The organism is Simiduia aestuariiviva, assembly GCF_014192475.1.
In the GTDB taxonomy this organism is placed as follows: domain Bacteria; phylum Pseudomonadota; class Gammaproteobacteria; order Pseudomonadales; family Cellvibrionaceae; genus Simiduia; species Simiduia aestuariiviva.
On sequence record NZ_JACHXZ010000001.1, the window covers coordinates 1,072,785 to 1,087,365 of the forward strand.

The window sequence follows — 14,581 nt, forward strand, 5'->3', positions numbered from 1 at the left end:
GAACTGTCTACTAGTCTGAATGGACGATGTACAATTTTTGTTCGAGGTAGGGAAATGGCCGATAAATCCTGGATGTTGCATCCGCTGGCAATTCGTCATGCACGTGAATGCATTGTGATTATCAAACGAGATTTTGATGTGGCGCTCAAAATGTCCGATCCGGACTTTCTGGAGCTGTTGCACGACAAGGTGGCGCTGGGGGCATCCCGCGATTTAAGCAAAGCCTATGCGAAGTTGGTGGCCGACGCGGGTGTCGGCAAAGTAATGCAGGCATTGGGCAGTGCACCCGCGCGACCCGTGGTTGCGGCGCGTTAAAGGCTCGGCGGCCCGTTCGGGCTGCCCGCTGTGTTCTAAAGCACCCTTTACATAGACCGCTCTAGCTGGCCTCGCGCTCGACAAAGGCGCTTGGGCAAGTTTGTACGGATCGACCGCGTCGTTTCTGCTATGTGTGGGTAATCTAGGCGTTTTACGTGTGGTCTACACATCACCGGATGTCGCTGTGCGGGGCATCTCACCCTCCAACGCTTCCCACTATTACAAATCGTGGGTCGTGTATTACAAATTGTAGGCTGTGGCCAATTGGCGTTGAAACAAGGCGAGCACCTTGTCTTGAGCACCTGCGCGTCGCGTCAATGCGGCAATATCGACGGCGTAGTGGCGCGTGGCTGGACATAGCGCACGCATTTCCCCGCGGGTCAGCCAGGGCTGCACATAATGACTGGGAAAAAACCCGATGAAGTGGCCTGTGGCCACCAGCGCCATGCGCACTTCGTAGATATAAGCATTGGCGCTTCGGCGCAGGCCCTCCATGGCCAGCGACGCCTGCCCCACGGTTTGGATGCCTGGATGGATAAAGGGGCTCGCGGCCAGTCGTTCGTCGCTAAGGCTGGCTTCATCAGCGTCGAACAGCGGGTGGCGTTTGTGGCAGTACAGAAAATAGTCTTCGCTGTAGAGGGGGGTGTATTTCACTGACGAAAGATCGCGGTGGCGCGGTGCGAAACAGATATCTGCGCGCCCGTCGATCAAGGCCTGCTCCATCTCTGGGAGACTGTTTGTGGAGATGTTTATCACCACATCGGGGGCTTGTTCACAAAATCGCGCCAGAGTTTCCGTAAGTTTAAAGCGCGGGTCTGAGACGATGGCATCTGAGCAGATGATGTTTAATTCGCCAGTCACCTGGTCGTGCAGACCATTAACTTCACGCCGAAACAAATCCAGTGCGCCAAATAACGCTTGTACCGCGTCATAGACGGTTTTGCCTTCTTCCGTCAGGGCGAAGCCTGCGCGTCCGCGCTGGCATAGGGTTAAACCGAGCCGGCTTTCCAAGTCCGCCATGTGAGTAGAAATAGTGGAGCGTGCAATATTGAGCTGTGACTCCGCCGCGCTAAAGCCGCCGCAATCGGCCACGGTTTGAAAGATGCGCAACAGCTTTAAGTCGATATCGTTAATTTTTCTGAGCATTGACATAGTGAACATCGTTGAGCAGCGCAAACAGTAACTGCAATAGCTTATTGCTGCGCTGTTGGTTGAGGCAGTGGGCCGCCATTTCGGTGGTGTAGTACATGTCATCGGGAAGCAGGGGGGTGAGCAAGCCCTTGGTCACCCAAGGCTCGGCCACGTGCTCGGGCAAGAAACCCAGGTAAGTACCGGATAGGATGAGTGCCAGTCGCGCTTCCAGTTCCGGCGCGATGGCGCAAGTGTTGAAAGGTGCCTCGCGATTTGTCAGCTCGGTGTGCCAGCTGTAACCGGCGCCGACAAAGTCGTGCTCGTGCAGCGTGTCGACGGTGGGTGTAGTGCCGCTGAGCAGCGGATGATGTGGGCCGCAGTACAGAAAACTTCGCTCTTGATACAGCACTTTGCTAAAAAATTTATCGGTTAATGGCGATTGGGGCGCCAATCCAATTTGAGCCTGCCCCGCACCTATGGCCTCGGCGATGGCGGCCGGATTTAGTGCGTTTACCCGCAGGTGAGCACTCGGGGCCTGCTTGCGAAATCGACGAACCACTTCCGAAAAGCTGAAGCTCGGGTGGTTCAAACTATCGTCGCTGATGGCAATGACCAATTCACCTTGCAGTTGGCGGTGCTGTAAATGCGTGATTTGCTGCTGAAAGGTGTCGCCGGCGGCCATCCAATGTTTTGCTGCCTGGTAGGTGGCATCGCCTTCGGGCGTCAGGGCGAAACCGCCGCGACCGCGCTGGCACAATCGAAAACCCAGGCGACTTTCCAGTTCAGACAAGTGGGTGCTAATGGTGGATCGCGATAGCCCAAGGCGCTGCTCGGCGGCACTCAGGCCACCGCACTCGGCAACAGCCATGAAGAGCCGCAATAGGCGAGGGTCTTGATCGGGGGGTTGCTTCACAATTCTTAGACCTAAGCGGGCAAAGGTTGGCTCAATCTTACTTTAATTCCTTCACCTTGTGACAGTCTTGCAGCTGAGGTTTAATGCCCTGCACGAAATATGGGTCAAGCGGTCGTCAGAATGAATCAACTTCAAAGTATCACGCTAATCGGTATGCCAGGGGCAGGCAAAAGCACCATTGGCGTGTTGCTGGCTAAAGAGCTGGCTAAGGATTTTGTCGACACAGACGTGTTGATTCAAGTGCGCGAGCAGAAAACCCTGCAGGCGATTATGGATGCCACAGATTACCTCAACCTGCGCCGCATAGAAGAGGAGGTTATCTTGGCAACGGATTTGCGCAATCACGTGATAGCGACCGGCGGTAGCGCGGTGTATGGCGATGCCGGCATGCAGCACTTAAAAGCCTACGGCCCTGTGGTGTTTTTGAGTGCGTCATTGGCTGAGTTGCAGCGCCGGATTCACAACTATGCATCGCGTGGTATTGCGCGCAGCCCCGATCAATCGTTTGATGACGTATTTGCAGAGCGCAATCGGTTATATCGCCATTACGCTGATATCACCGTGGAGTGCGATGGAAAAAATCAGGCGGTGGTTATAGAAGAGCTGCTCTCCCAACTGGCTGGCGTGGGCCAGTTCTAGACTCTCAAACTTAGTGTTTGATTCGCTGCGTCCAAGCGGTGCGGTATTTCAGCCATACTGTGGCCATGGGTGCTGGCACTGATTGCCAGCCACAGTGGGAGCTGCAAATGACTGAATCCAAGAAAGAACTACACCAGCCACTCGGTGGCAATGAGATGCCCCGCTTTGGTGGGCCCGCGACCTTTATGCGCCTGCCAGCTAAATCTATCGACGATCCCTTGGATGTGGGCATTATTGGTGTGCCGCTAGATATCGGCGCGTCCAACCGCCCCGGCGCGCGTTTTGGGCCGCGCGAAATTCGCGACGAATCGCGCATGTTGCGTCCCTTCAACGTCTCCACTGGCGCCGACCCTTTCAACAGTTTATCTATTGCCGATATTGGCGATGTACCCATCAATACGTTCAACCTGCAAAAAAGCGTGCAGATCATCGAAAAGCACTACGACGCCGTGGTTGCAGCAGGTATTACGCCGGTGTCTATTGGCGGCGATCACACGATCGTGTTGCCCATTTTGCGGGCGCTAAGTAAGAAACACGGGCCCATTGGGGTGGTGCACGTGGACGCCCACGCCGATGTGAATGATCACATGTTTGGCGAGCGCATCGCCCATGGGACACCTTTTAGGCGCGCCATGGAAGAGGGGTTGCTGGACGGTAACCGCGTGGTGCAAATTGGTTTGCGGGGCACCGGTTACTCCCCGGATGAATACCAATGGTCGCGCGATCAGGGCTTTCGCGTAGTGCAGGCTGAAGAGTGTTGGTACAAGTCTCTGGCCCCGCTCATGGCGGAGGTCCGCGAGCAGGTCAGCGGTGGCCCGGTCTACATAAGTTTTGACATCGACGGCCTGGACCCAGCCTTCGCTCCTGGTACGGGTACTGCCGAAGTGGGTGGACTTACGGTGCACCAAGGGCTGGAAATCGTACGCGGTTGCCGCGGCCTGGATGTTATTGGTTGTGATCTGGTGGAAGTATCTCCGCCCTACGACACCACCAAAAACACGTCCGTTGTGGGCGCCAATCTGCTGTATGAAATGCTGTGCGTCCTGCCGGGCGTTAAATACAGTGGAGCGGGGGCTAAATAGCCCCTAAAAATAACAGAACTGCCTGTGAATCTTTGGTCATTGGTCAGTTTTGCTAAAATTCGATTTAAAAGTGGTGACTTGTGCCGCCAGAAGTGCTGGCGGCCAATCTCTTTGCAACCTTAATTTTTCTCGCCAGCGCTAGAATTTGGCAGCCCAAAAGGCGTATTTATGTATCAGATTGCGCCCACAAAGCGCGCAGAATAAACAAGGTTGCAGTTATGTCGGTATTTTCCCATTCGGCCTTCGATGGCCATGAACATGTCGCTTTTTGTCACGACGCCAAATCCGGCTTGAAGGCGATTATCGCCATTCACAACACCAACCTTGGCCCCGCGTTGGGTGGCTGCCGCATGTGGCCTTACGCCAGTGACGAAGAGGCGCTGCGCGACGTCTTGCGCCTGTCACGCGGCATGACCTATAAGTCTGCCATTTCAAATATTAAGCTGGGTGGTGGCAAAGCTGTCATCATCGGCAACCACCGCACCCAGAAAACTGAAGCGCTGTTGCATGCCATGGGCGATTTTGTTGAAAGCCTTGGCGGTCGCTATATCACTGCTGAAGATTCCGGCACTAGTGTGGCCGATATGAAAACAATTGGTGAGCGCACTCGCTACGCCGGTGGTGTCGTCGAAGGCACCGAGCACGGCGGCGATCCAAGCCCTACCACCGCCTATGGCACTTTTGTCGGCTTAAAAGCCGCGGCTCAATACCGTTTGGGCCGCTCTGACTTACAAGGGCTGAAAGTGGCCATTCAGGGTGTAGGTAACGTGGGCTTCCGCTTGGCCAAGCACCTTCACGACGCCGGCGCCGAATTGATCGTTTCCGATATTTTTGCCGACAATACCGAGCGCGCGGCCCGTGAGCTGGGTGCAAAAATTGTTGAGGGCGACGCGATTTTCGACCAGGACGTGGATGTTTTCGCGCCCTGTGCCTTGGGCGCGATCATTAACGATGACACTATTGGCCGCTTGAAAGCCGCTGTGGTGGCTGGCGCCGCTAACAACCAGCTTGCCGAAGAGCGCCACGGCGAATTGTTGCGCAGCCGTGAAATCCTCTACGCACCCGATTACGTGATCAACGCCGGCGGTATCATTGACGTCTACTACCAGCGTACCGGTGGCAGCGCTGAGGCGCTGAAGACCCACGTAGAATCCATTGGCGATACCCTTGTTCAAATCTTTGATCGTGCGGCACAAACAAGCACTCCAACGGGTATTGTGGCAAATAAAATTGCCGAAGAACGCTTTATGAAAGCATAAATTGCAATCTTGGCCGAAAGGTCAGATATGCATTGGGGGTAAGGTAAAATCCCTCGTTATATGTTTTTCCTCCTGTGACTCTCCCTTGCAATTTGTATGGGATTTCAAGCCCGGCGCTAACCCGCCGGGCTTTTTTTATGTCCGCAATTCGGAGCTTGGGGTTTCCTGCGCTGTTTTGATAGGTGTCACTCAATAATCGACTTCTACTTTGGATAATATGTCCCTCCCACCCATCTAGCGATGATTTTGAAGGAATTGATTGAGATAGGATATCTAGCATGAAACACTTTTTTGCAATTTTTTTGGCGACGTTGTTTATTGGAAATACATCGTTTGCAGTGTCTGAAGGGACCGATGTTCGCCACAGTAAGGATAGCCCCATTGTCACTCGCTATCCCGGTTCTTGGATTATTAAATATTCAAGCAGTGATTTTGATAAATATGTGGTAGCGCTCAATGCCAAGCGCCACCCAGAGCAAAAGAAGTACGCCTTTCTAACTGAAAAATTTAAGGTTATCGAGGGGATAAGAACATCTATTGATTACCGACTGCCGAAAGGCGGGTCGCAACGTCAAGTTTATAAAAATTATGAAAATGCACTAAAGAAAAAGGGCTACAGCCTACTGTTTGATTGCTATAGGAAGTCCTGTGCAGTTGGAGCTGAATCAGTACCGCGCATGTTGTCCACGGGCGGACATATTCCAAAGCTGGCTAATTCAAACGCGCATATTATGACGACCTCCTCGTATTTGGCAGCAGAGAAAGTAGAGGGGAATAAAATCACCACGGTTGCTGTGATGGTGGGTTACAACGAGGGATCACCGTCCGCCGGTCTTGTTTATCGCATCGATGTGATTGAATCCACAGAGCTAGATTTATCGCAGGTGACTGTGACTGATCTCAATGACAAATTGGCGACACAGGGGCGAGTGGCTCTCTACGGGATTACCTTCGAATTTAATAGCGCTCGTGTCCAGTCAGAGTCCGAGCGAACGCTACAAACTATTGCTGACTACTTGGCAGCCAATCCAAGGCAGAAGGTTTATGTGGTTGGCCATACAGACAACGTGGGATCGATTGAGGCTAATTTGTCGCTGTCAGAGCGGCGAGCGGAGGCTGTAGTAGCAGAATTAATAAATAGTTATGGGGTGGCATCACACCGTTTGGCACCAAAGGGCGTAGCCATGTTGTCGCCAGTTGCACCGAATACATCGGAGGCCGGTAGAGAGCTCAATCGCCGTGTAGAAATTGTCGCTCAGTAATTGGCGGTGTCATTTTTTGCCAAATAGCCCCGCTTCGTCGCGGCAATTGGTTAAATGAAGTATAGGTATCGTTCTATTGAGATTTATTGTTGGGCGGTCCTTCGAGCGTTGGGATTTTCGTCGCGCGTGCGACTGGATTTCGGAAACGAGTGGTTGAGTAATTTTAATGCCGTGTCGTAACTGTGCACCCAGACCAAAGTTTGTAAGTGTTCAGTGGCTGAATATCCCATGCTCTGTAATTGTGCAATCCACTGTTGGGAATAGATAGCTTGTGAATGGTGGCATGCCGCTAGCGCATTGCTAATTGCGTCGTGTTGGTCGGTGTCGATTGACAACTGTTGGTGCAATACCCGTTGCGTGCATTCATGCAGTTCCGATTTTTCTTGAGCGTGAAGGGAAGTCGTTGCACCGATTAGCCCTAGGGTAAGAATCGTTACGTACATTGATTTAACCCGCATAAGGTTGTTCCTTGTTCAGTGTTTGATGAGTCCTTCATTGCCGGTCAGGATGTTTTCGTTTCCATCAACTGAATACCGTGCAACACAAAATGTGACAATAAGTTTCACCTACTGAAATTTTTCATGCCAAGAATATTTAGTTATGTTTTTCGATTGGATGTGCACTTTAGCGGGCGAGTGTCAGGTGAGGCAGGTGTACGTATAACCGTTTTAAAGGTGTAATGACGTTGTTATGAAGTTGTTATGAAAAAGCCCCGCGCTTCGGGGCTTTTTTGTCAGGCAGGTTAAACCAACTGTTTTAACTGTTCGAGATCATAGGCCGCCATTGTCTGGCCTTCCTTTAAGCGCAAAGGCCAGTCCGGATTTGATATTAATGCACGACCTACAGCCACTAAATCGAATTCATTACTATTTAATTTTTCCAGTAACTTGTCGAGCGATGCGGGTTGTCCACCGGAGAAACCTTTCTTTTCGTCGTCCACAAAGGCCTTGTCTAAACCGACACTCCCGACGGTGATGGCGGGCTTGCCCGTGAGCTTGCGGGTCCAGCCAGCGAGGTTCAGGTCTGAGCCCTCGAATTCAGTTTCCCAAAAGCGGCGGGTCGAGCAGTGGAAAATATCGACTCCAGCGTCTGATAAGGGCGCTAAAAATGCGGCCAATGCTTCCGGTGTCTCCGCCAGGCGCGCGGTGTAATCTTGCATTTTCCACTGTGAAAAGCGCAGTACGATGGGAAAGTCGGGCGCTGTGGCCGCGCGTACGGCTTTGATGATCTCAACGGCAAAGCGCGTGCGGGCGACTAGGTCTCCGCCGTATTCATCGGTGCGTTCGTTCAACCCAGCCCAAAAGAATTGGTCGATTAAATAGCCGTGAGCCCCGTGAATTTCCACGCCGTCGAATCCGAGATCCATGGCGTCTTTCGCGGCTTGTGCGTAGGCGGCTATGACTTCCTGAATATCGGCCAGGGTCATTTCATGGCATTTCTTTTTGCCGGGTGCGACCAGACCGGATGGCCCGAAACCCGGTACGCTCGGGTCTGGCTCCATGCCTTCTTTGCGGACGGCCCCCACATGCCAGAGCTGGGGCATGATCTTGCCACCGGCTGCGTGCACGGCATCCACAACTTTTTTCCAGCCCGCTAGGGCCTGTTCGCCATAGAAGTAGGGCACGTTTTCATAGCCATTAGCGGCCTTGTGGCCGATGCAGGTACCCTCGGTAATGATTAAACCAACACCGCCTTCAGCGCGGCGCTTGTAGTATTCCACCACCAGGTCATTGGGCACGTTACCGGGCGAAAATTGGCGCGTCATGGGCGCCATCACGATGCGATTCGCCAGCGCGAGTGGACCGAGTTTGAACGGGGAAAACAACGTATCAAGAGAGTTCATAGGTACCTCAAATTAGGGTTGGAGTGTGTGCTTGTATTGGTTCATAACTTGATCAAACAGCGCTAAACCGTGGATGCGTGAATATTGCAGGGCGCCTTTGCAGGCCAGCACCAGCAAAAGGGCTTGGTGACGGGTTTCACCTTTGAACGACATGACACCTTGCTGCCGACCTTGTTCAAGTAGCTCGGCAATGAATTGGATTTCGTGCTCATCCAGCTGCGCGATTGCGTTGCACATGCTGCTTGGCAGTAGGTTGATGTCTGACTGCAGGGAGCTGAGGGGGCAAATTTTGTTTTCACCTTGGGCGTATTCCAGGGACCACCGTAGATAGGCGTCCAAACGCGACCAGGGCTCTGGCATTTCACGTCGGGCCTCACTAAAGCGGCGTTCGTGCCACTCTTTAATCAATTGGCAGAGGGCAACCCCTAAATCTTCTTTACGGGGGAAATGGTGATGAATACTGGCCTTAGTGATGCCCAAGGCGCTGGATAAATCTTGGTAACTGAAATTTTCAAAGCCCTGAGTTTGCAATAATTGCATGGCGAGTGCGAGGATTTCGTCTTTTCGATGCTTAGAGCGAGTCTGGACCATGAGCGGTAACCATCTACCTGGTAAGTTGTTACCAAATTAACCTACTGGTAGGTAGGTTGCAAGCCAATAAAGTGGCTATCTAGTCACAGTCTGCCGGTCAATCTGAAATTCCACTGGCAGATGGTTTCTGAGCTGCTATAAATTAATACAGGTTAGCGAGGGTATTGGTTGAGGTGCTTGCCACATCAACGCTAATGCTAGTCATGTGTCTCCTTTGATGGACTTGGTTTTCTTAGATCTTTGACCGTAAGTGGTCAGGTGTAGCGGTAGACCCCCGCAGCCTTGAGTAAATAGCTTCTGGTCATGCATCAACCCGCCTTATCGGCGGGTTTTTTTTGTGCATTTTTTGGGGGCGGCGCCTCTGGAGTTTGGCGCCGGTGTGATATTGCTAGGGCGCTACGCAGGCCGTGCAGCGCACGTACATGCCGCGCGGGTCGTTCATCTCTGCCATCAGTGTGAATGGCTGGATCAGCGGTTCTAGCGTTGCGCGCAGGGATGACGGCACTAGGCTATTGGTCAATTGGCTGGGGCCAATGCGCACGTCCTGTAACAGGGTCTGCATGAATTTTTCACCCGGACTCAGTGGATGTTCCACTTCCTGTACGCCGTATTCAGTGATTTCGGCTAATTCAGCGGCCGCCTTGATGGCATCATTGAGGTAGCCAAGCTGATCCACTAGGCCAATTTCCTGGGCGGTTGCCCCAGTCCAAACACGGCCCTGCGCAACTTGGTGTATGGCTTCCGGTGTCGTGCCGCGTGCTTTCGCCACCAGTTCTAAAAACTCTTGGTAGATGTTGTCCACACCCATTTGAATCACTTGTGCGGCTTTTTCCGGCAGCGCTCGGTCTAATCGAATGGCGCCGGCCATTTCCGTAGTGCCTACGCCGTCGGTGTGAATGCCCAGATTAGCCAATGTTTTTTGAGCAGTGGCAAAGGCGCCAAAGACGCCAATGGAGCCCGTAATGGTGGTTGGAGTTGCCCACACCTGATCGGCACCGGCAGTCACCCAGTAGCCGCCCGATGCCGCTACAGAGCCCATGGAAATGACCACGGGTTTGCCCGCTTCGCGCAAAGCCAGTACCTGCTGGCGAATGATTTCAGAGGCAAAGGCGCTGCCGCCGCCGCTGTCGATGCGCAATACTACCGCTTTGATAGTGTCATCTTGGCGGGCCATTTCCAGAAGTGCTGCTGTCGAATCACCGCCAATGGTGCCCGCGGGTTGTTCGCCATCTACAATAGTGCCGCTGGCAACCACTAGGCCTACCTGGTGTTTAAACGGTAGGCGCTCCTTTTCTGTGGCGGCCAAATAGTGATCGGCATTCAGCGCGCTATAGCTATTCATCTCTTCGTCGTAGCCAAATCGCTCAACGAGCATGCTCTTTAATTCTACGCGGGTCAGCTTGCGGTCGATGAGACCACTGCTAATGGCGAGGTCCGCGCTGTTGCCCTCGGCGTCCGCCAACAGACTGTCGGCATTGTTAATGTAATTGTTGATGGCACCTACAGGTAAATTACGGCGCTCCTCAACATGGCTGGTATACGTACTCCATAGCTCGTGCAACCACTGGCTGTTGTGTTCGCGCGAGGCGCCGGACATGTCATTGCGCGTATAGGGTTCAATGAAGTCTTTGTAATCGCCTACGCGGAATACATGAAAATCCAATTCCAGCTTGTCGATAGCGTCTTTGAAATAATTGCGATAGCTGCCATAGCCTGTCAGAAACACAGCGCCAAGTGGGTTGATATAGATTTCATCGGCAAAGGTGGCCAGATAATAGGTATTTTGATTGAAGCTATCGGCGAAGGCGATGATGGGTTTCTCGCGAGTCCGGAAGTGCTCGAGCGCTTCGCCCACTTCTTCCATTTTGCTTAAGCCGCCACCCAATAAATAATTTAAATCCAGCACCAGGGTGGTGACGCGATCGTCGTCCGCTGCACGGTTGATGGCATCCACCAATAATTTCACGCGGGTTTCCGTTGGCCCTTTATCGTCGCTTAGGATTTTGGACATGGGGTCCACGTAGGTGAGCTGATCTACTAAGAAGCCCTGAGGTGCAACGCGCACCGCGGTTTTATCGGGCATGACAAACGGCTCATGGCTGGTGATGGCACTGACAATAATGAGCACTATGACTAAAAATAGGATGTTGGCCAGTGCAACACGCAACCAAGTGACTGCGCCCCAAAGGCCGCCAAAAAAACGACGAATAAATCCGGGTTGAGCTTGAGACATGTAACGCTTCCTTAAGTGTTTATTCCTGAGCGGTGGCGATTGCCGCGTATTGCAGCCAACGGCTGGTCATCATGGCAGTATTGAACAGAACTGTACTCGCCACTAGGGTCACCCAGCCGTGTACATCAGCGAGTGGCGACATAACGTTGGTTACACCCACGATAAAGTAAAACAGCACCACAAAACAGAGCCAGCTGTAGGTGCGGTAGTGCTTTGCAAGCATGCCCGGCACAAAAATCACCAAGGGCAGGAGTTGTATAAGCAGAGTTGACCAGCGCGCCTCGGGGCTCAGCTGTTGTGCTAGGGCATCAAGCACAAGGACCGCCAGCGCGATCGCTGACAGGCGCTGGCCCCAAAGGGCCTTTTGGTGCACGTCCGTGGGAGTGGAGGAGTCATTCATAATAGTTTCTTCGTCAGGGTTGCCAAGCGTTTTCCGAGTGCCAGGCACAATGCGGATTCGTCATCTGACAGTGGGGTGGAGTGTTGACCGGCCCAATGGCTTGCGCCGTAGGGCGTGCCGCCGGTGTGAGTACTGTGCAGTGCCGATTCGCTGTAGGGTAAACCCGCGAACACCATGCCATGGTGCAGCAGGGGCAGCAGCATGCTGATTAAGGTGGATTCCTGACCGCCGTGCAGGCTGCTGGTGGAGGTAAACGCCACCGCAGGCTTATCGATCAGGGCACCGCTGAGCCACAAGTCAGACGTGCCATCCAAGAAGTGCTTCAATGGTGCCGCCATATTGCCAAAGCGAGTTGGACTGCCTAGCGCGAGCCCCGCGCAGTGTGCGAGATCGTCATTGGTGCAGTAGATGGCGCCCTCGTCGGGCACTGCCGGTAGGCTGGCTTCAGTGTCGGGTGAAACTGGGGGGACTGTACGTAATCGAGCCGGTAACCCCGAGGCCTCAATGCCACGTGCGATTTGGCGGGCCATAGCGTAGGTGCCGCCCGAGCGCGAGTAATAGAGCACCAGCACATAGGGTTCAGCCATTAAAATAGCTCCAACACGGCTTCCGGTGGACGACCCATTGCAGCTTTGCTGCCGTGCACCACAATGGGCCGTTGTATTAATTTGGGGTGGGCAGCCATGGCATCGATGAGCGCCTGCTCAGAAAGACCGGTATCGGCTAAATTGAGCGTTTTGTAGGCTTCTTCCCCCGTGCGCAGTAGGGCGCGGGCACTCAACCCCAATTGCCTGAGCAGCGTTTTAATTTGGGCAGCGCTAGGCGGCGTTTCTAAATAGCGTACGATTTCCGGTGTAATGCCTTTGGCTTCCAGCAGGGCGAGCGTTTCACGGGACTTTGAACAACGCGGGTTGTGGTAGATAGTTGTCATAGTACGGCTTCTTGATTTAATGGGAGTGGTCTCAATGACCGGTCAGTTATGCTTCATGTTAAAAAGACGCTATTGTAAACGCATCACAACCGAGGCCCAAGATGCTCGTTGGATTAGGGCTAGATCTTTTTGAGGATACGCATGTTGAATAACTTTTTCGGTGGGTTGTGGCGGCTGATACCTGAGCTTGCCTATCAATTTCAAGATAAACACTGCCAAATGAGCGCGGGCGCACTGACTTTTATGACCATGTTTGCGCTGGTGCCGATGATGACGGTGACCTATTCCATGTTTTCGCTGTTTCCAGCATTTCAAGGATTGGACAGCCAGCTGAACGCCCTGATTTTCTCGAATTTATTGCCAGAATCTGGCTCTGAAGTGTCGCAATACCTATCGGACTTTTCGCGTCAGGCGCGCAAACTCAATTTGGCCAGTGTGCCACTCCTCATCATCACCGCCTATTTGATGTTAAAAAATATTGAAAAGACGTTTAATCGCATCTGGGGTGTCAAGCGCGGGCGTAGGGGGTTGTCCAACTTTCTCATCTACTGGGCGATCCTTAGTTTAGGGCCATTGCTGTTGGGTGCTGGACTCGTCATGAGCACCTATTTGCTGTCGATCAAATTTTTTGCCGATGAGACCACAACCTTAGGCTTCATCGCGCCACTGTACAGCTACTTACCACTATTGCTAACAGCGCTGGCGTTCACGCTGCTATTTGCCGCCGTTCCCAATTGTCGAGTGCCATTGCGCAAGGCGGCGATTGGTGGCATCGCTGTGGCGATTTTGTTTGAACTTTTAAAGCGCGCGTTTGGCGTCATCATGGCCAAGTCGTCAATCACCATGATTTACGGGGCCTTTGCTTTTTTACCGCTGTTTTTAATTTGGGTGAATATCACTTGGATGTTGATCCTGAGTGGCGCGATTTTAGTGCGCGTACTCAGTACCGATAACCGGGTAACGCTCAGCATTAAGTATCCAGACTTAGTTGCTGCGTTGGTGTTGCTGTGGGAGTTTCGCTGCCGGTTGAATACCGGTGATAGCCTTGCCGATGGCGATCTTTTGCGCGTTGGCGTGGGCTCTGAACAGTGGCAGCGCTTGCGGGATGCGTTGCTTGAACATCAGATCATTACCGTGACCGCACAGGGTGATTACGTGCTATGTCGAGACTTGGGTAACTTCACCTTGCGTCAACTTGCCGATGCTATCGGTGTGGAGGCCCACATGCCCGGAGTGTCAGATTACCTGCAACAATTTGACTGGTTCAGTTCAGTGGCGCCGCGATTGTTGAGTATTGATCAGCACACCGAGCAACAATTGGATATTCCCTTAGCGCAAATATTCGATGCTCATGTGGAGCGCCCCACCTATCCTGATGAAGGCGAAGGCTTAGAAATGTTACACAGCGAACTCTCCGATACGGATACGGCATTACCCCGATTGACTGATGTCGAAACGGAGGGCAAGGCATGAAAAATCTATCGGGCGGAGCACTAGTGGCCGCGTTGTTGCTGAGTGCTTGCAGCCCCTCTGGCGATCACAGTGCGAGTGATGCAACGCCGATATTGTGGGCGGCGGGTGCTGAACGACCTCTCGAGCGAGGGCAGTGGCAGCTGGTGAACTACTGGGCTGTCTGGTGTAAGCCCTGTGTTAAAGAAATTCCAGAGCTCAATGCATTGGCCGCTGCCGAGCCGATGTTGCAGGTGGTGGGGGTGAACTATGACCGCCCGCCGCTCACTCAGCTGCTAAAGCAGGCGGATACGCTAGGGATTCAATTCCCGCTACTCATTGCCCATCCGGAAGGCCTCGGAATCGCTACGCCGAGAGTGCTGCCTACGAGCTACATAGTTAGCCCAACGGGGCAAACGGTGGCGGTATTAACGGGGCCTCAAACCCATGACAGCCTGCGGGCGGCGCTGACAAAAGCGGGTTTTTAACGGGGCCTGCGTGATACCGATGCCCGTCTATAATAAGTAGAGGTC

16 protein-coding genes are annotated in these 14,581 nt (G+C 53.1%); 7 read left to right on the forward strand and 9 right to left on the reverse strand.

Annotated features, from left to right (window positions below; genetic code table 11):
• Nucleotides 1–54 precede the first annotated feature (54 nt).
• Nucleotides 55–315, forward strand: coding sequence for a hypothetical protein (locus FHS30_RS04740; RefSeq protein ID WP_183908815.1), 261 nt, complete (start codon nucleotides 55–57; stop codon nucleotides 313–315).
• Nucleotides 316–555: 240 nt separating this feature from the next.
• Here the strand turns inward: FHS30_RS04740 and FHS30_RS04745 are convergent, their stop codons facing one another.
• Both FHS30_RS04745 and FHS30_RS04750 read right to left on the reverse strand, forming a co-directional pair.
• Entirely contained in the window at nucleotides 556–1,467 is a 912-nt protein-coding gene (locus FHS30_RS04745) for a LysR family transcriptional regulator (protein ID WP_183908817.1), read from the reverse strand.
• Nucleotides 1,445–2,359, reverse strand: coding sequence for a LysR substrate-binding domain-containing protein (locus FHS30_RS04750; RefSeq protein ID WP_183908819.1), 915 nt, complete (start codon nucleotides 2,357–2,359; stop codon nucleotides 1,445–1,447). Before FHS30_RS04750 ends, FHS30_RS04745 begins: the two co-directional genes overlap by 23 nt.
• 120 nt (nucleotides 2,360–2,479) lie before the next feature.
• On the opposite strand from FHS30_RS04750, the gene FHS30_RS04755 reads away from it, so the two are divergent.
• From FHS30_RS04755 to FHS30_RS04770, 4 genes are all read left to right on the forward strand, one after another.
• Complete coding sequence (locus FHS30_RS04755; RefSeq protein ID WP_183908821.1) at nucleotides 2,480–2,998, forward strand: shikimate kinase; 519 nt, start codon at nucleotides 2,480–2,482, stop codon at nucleotides 2,996–2,998.
• A 107-nt stretch (nucleotides 2,999–3,105) separates the two neighbouring features.
• Entirely contained in the window at nucleotides 3,106–4,080 is a 975-nt protein-coding gene (gene speB, locus FHS30_RS04760) for an agmatinase (RefSeq protein WP_183908823.1), read from the forward strand.
• Nucleotides 4,081–4,298: 218 nt separating this feature from the next.
• Nucleotides 4,299–5,339 carry a Glu/Leu/Phe/Val dehydrogenase gene (locus tag FHS30_RS04765; protein WP_183908825.1) on the forward strand — a complete coding sequence of 347 codons (1,041 nt, stop codon included), beginning with the start codon at nucleotides 4,299–4,301 and terminating at the stop codon, nucleotides 5,337–5,339.
• 278 nt (nucleotides 5,340–5,617) lie between these two features.
• A complete protein-coding gene (locus tag FHS30_RS04770) occupies nucleotides 5,618–6,601 on the forward strand; it encodes an OmpA family protein (RefSeq protein WP_183908827.1) in 984 nt (327 codons plus the stop codon).
• Nucleotides 6,602–6,684: 83 nt separating this feature from the next.
• Here the strand turns inward: FHS30_RS04770 and FHS30_RS04775 are convergent, their stop codons facing one another.
• The 7 genes from FHS30_RS04775 to arsC form a co-directional block, all read right to left on the reverse strand.
• Nucleotides 6,685–7,059 carry a hypothetical protein gene (locus FHS30_RS04775; protein ID WP_183908829.1) on the reverse strand — a complete coding sequence of 125 codons (375 nt, stop codon included), beginning with the start codon at nucleotides 7,057–7,059 and terminating at the stop codon, nucleotides 6,685–6,687.
• Nucleotides 7,060–7,343: 284 nt separating this feature from the next.
• Complete coding sequence (locus tag FHS30_RS04780) at nucleotides 7,344–8,444, reverse strand: NADH:flavin oxidoreductase (protein WP_183908831.1); 1,101 nt, start codon at nucleotides 8,442–8,444, stop codon at nucleotides 7,344–7,346.
• Nucleotides 8,445–8,456: 12 nt separating this feature from the next.
• On the reverse strand, nucleotides 8,457–9,035 hold the full coding sequence (locus FHS30_RS04785) for a TetR/AcrR family transcriptional regulator (protein ID WP_183908833.1): 579 nt from the start codon (nucleotides 9,033–9,035) through the stop codon (nucleotides 8,457–8,459).
• Between the two features lie 388 nt (nucleotides 9,036–9,423).
• On the reverse strand, nucleotides 9,424–11,268 hold the full coding sequence (sppA, locus tag FHS30_RS04790) for a signal peptide peptidase SppA (protein WP_183908835.1): 1,845 nt from the start codon (nucleotides 11,266–11,268) through the stop codon (nucleotides 9,424–9,426).
• Between the two features lie 19 nt (nucleotides 11,269–11,287).
• A complete protein-coding gene (locus FHS30_RS04795; RefSeq protein ID WP_183908837.1) occupies nucleotides 11,288–11,668 on the reverse strand; it encodes a DUF2069 domain-containing protein in 381 nt (126 codons plus the stop codon).
• Nucleotides 11,665–12,255: an NAD(P)H:quinone oxidoreductase gene (gene wrbA / locus FHS30_RS04800; RefSeq protein ID WP_183908839.1), complete on the reverse strand. Its 591-nt coding sequence runs from the start codon at nucleotides 12,253–12,255 to the stop codon at nucleotides 11,665–11,667. Before wrbA ends, FHS30_RS04795 begins: the two co-directional genes overlap by 4 nt.
• Entirely contained in the window at nucleotides 12,255–12,599 is a 345-nt protein-coding gene (gene arsC, locus FHS30_RS04805; RefSeq protein WP_183908841.1) for an arsenate reductase (glutaredoxin), read from the reverse strand. Before arsC ends, wrbA begins: the two co-directional genes overlap by 1 nt.
• A gap of 141 nt (nucleotides 12,600–12,740) precedes the next feature.
• On the opposite strand from arsC, the gene FHS30_RS04810 reads away from it, so the two are divergent.
• Nucleotides 12,741–14,072 (forward strand): YihY family inner membrane protein, encoded by a 1,332-nt coding sequence (locus FHS30_RS04810; RefSeq protein ID WP_183908843.1) that lies wholly within the window; start codon nucleotides 12,741–12,743, stop codon nucleotides 14,070–14,072.
• Nucleotides 14,069–14,536, forward strand: a complete 468-nt coding sequence (locus FHS30_RS04815; RefSeq protein ID WP_183908845.1) for a TlpA family protein disulfide reductase — start codon at nucleotides 14,069–14,071, stop codon at nucleotides 14,534–14,536. Before FHS30_RS04810 ends, FHS30_RS04815 begins: the two co-directional genes overlap by 4 nt.
• The last annotated feature ends 45 nt before the right edge of the window (nucleotides 14,537–14,581 follow it).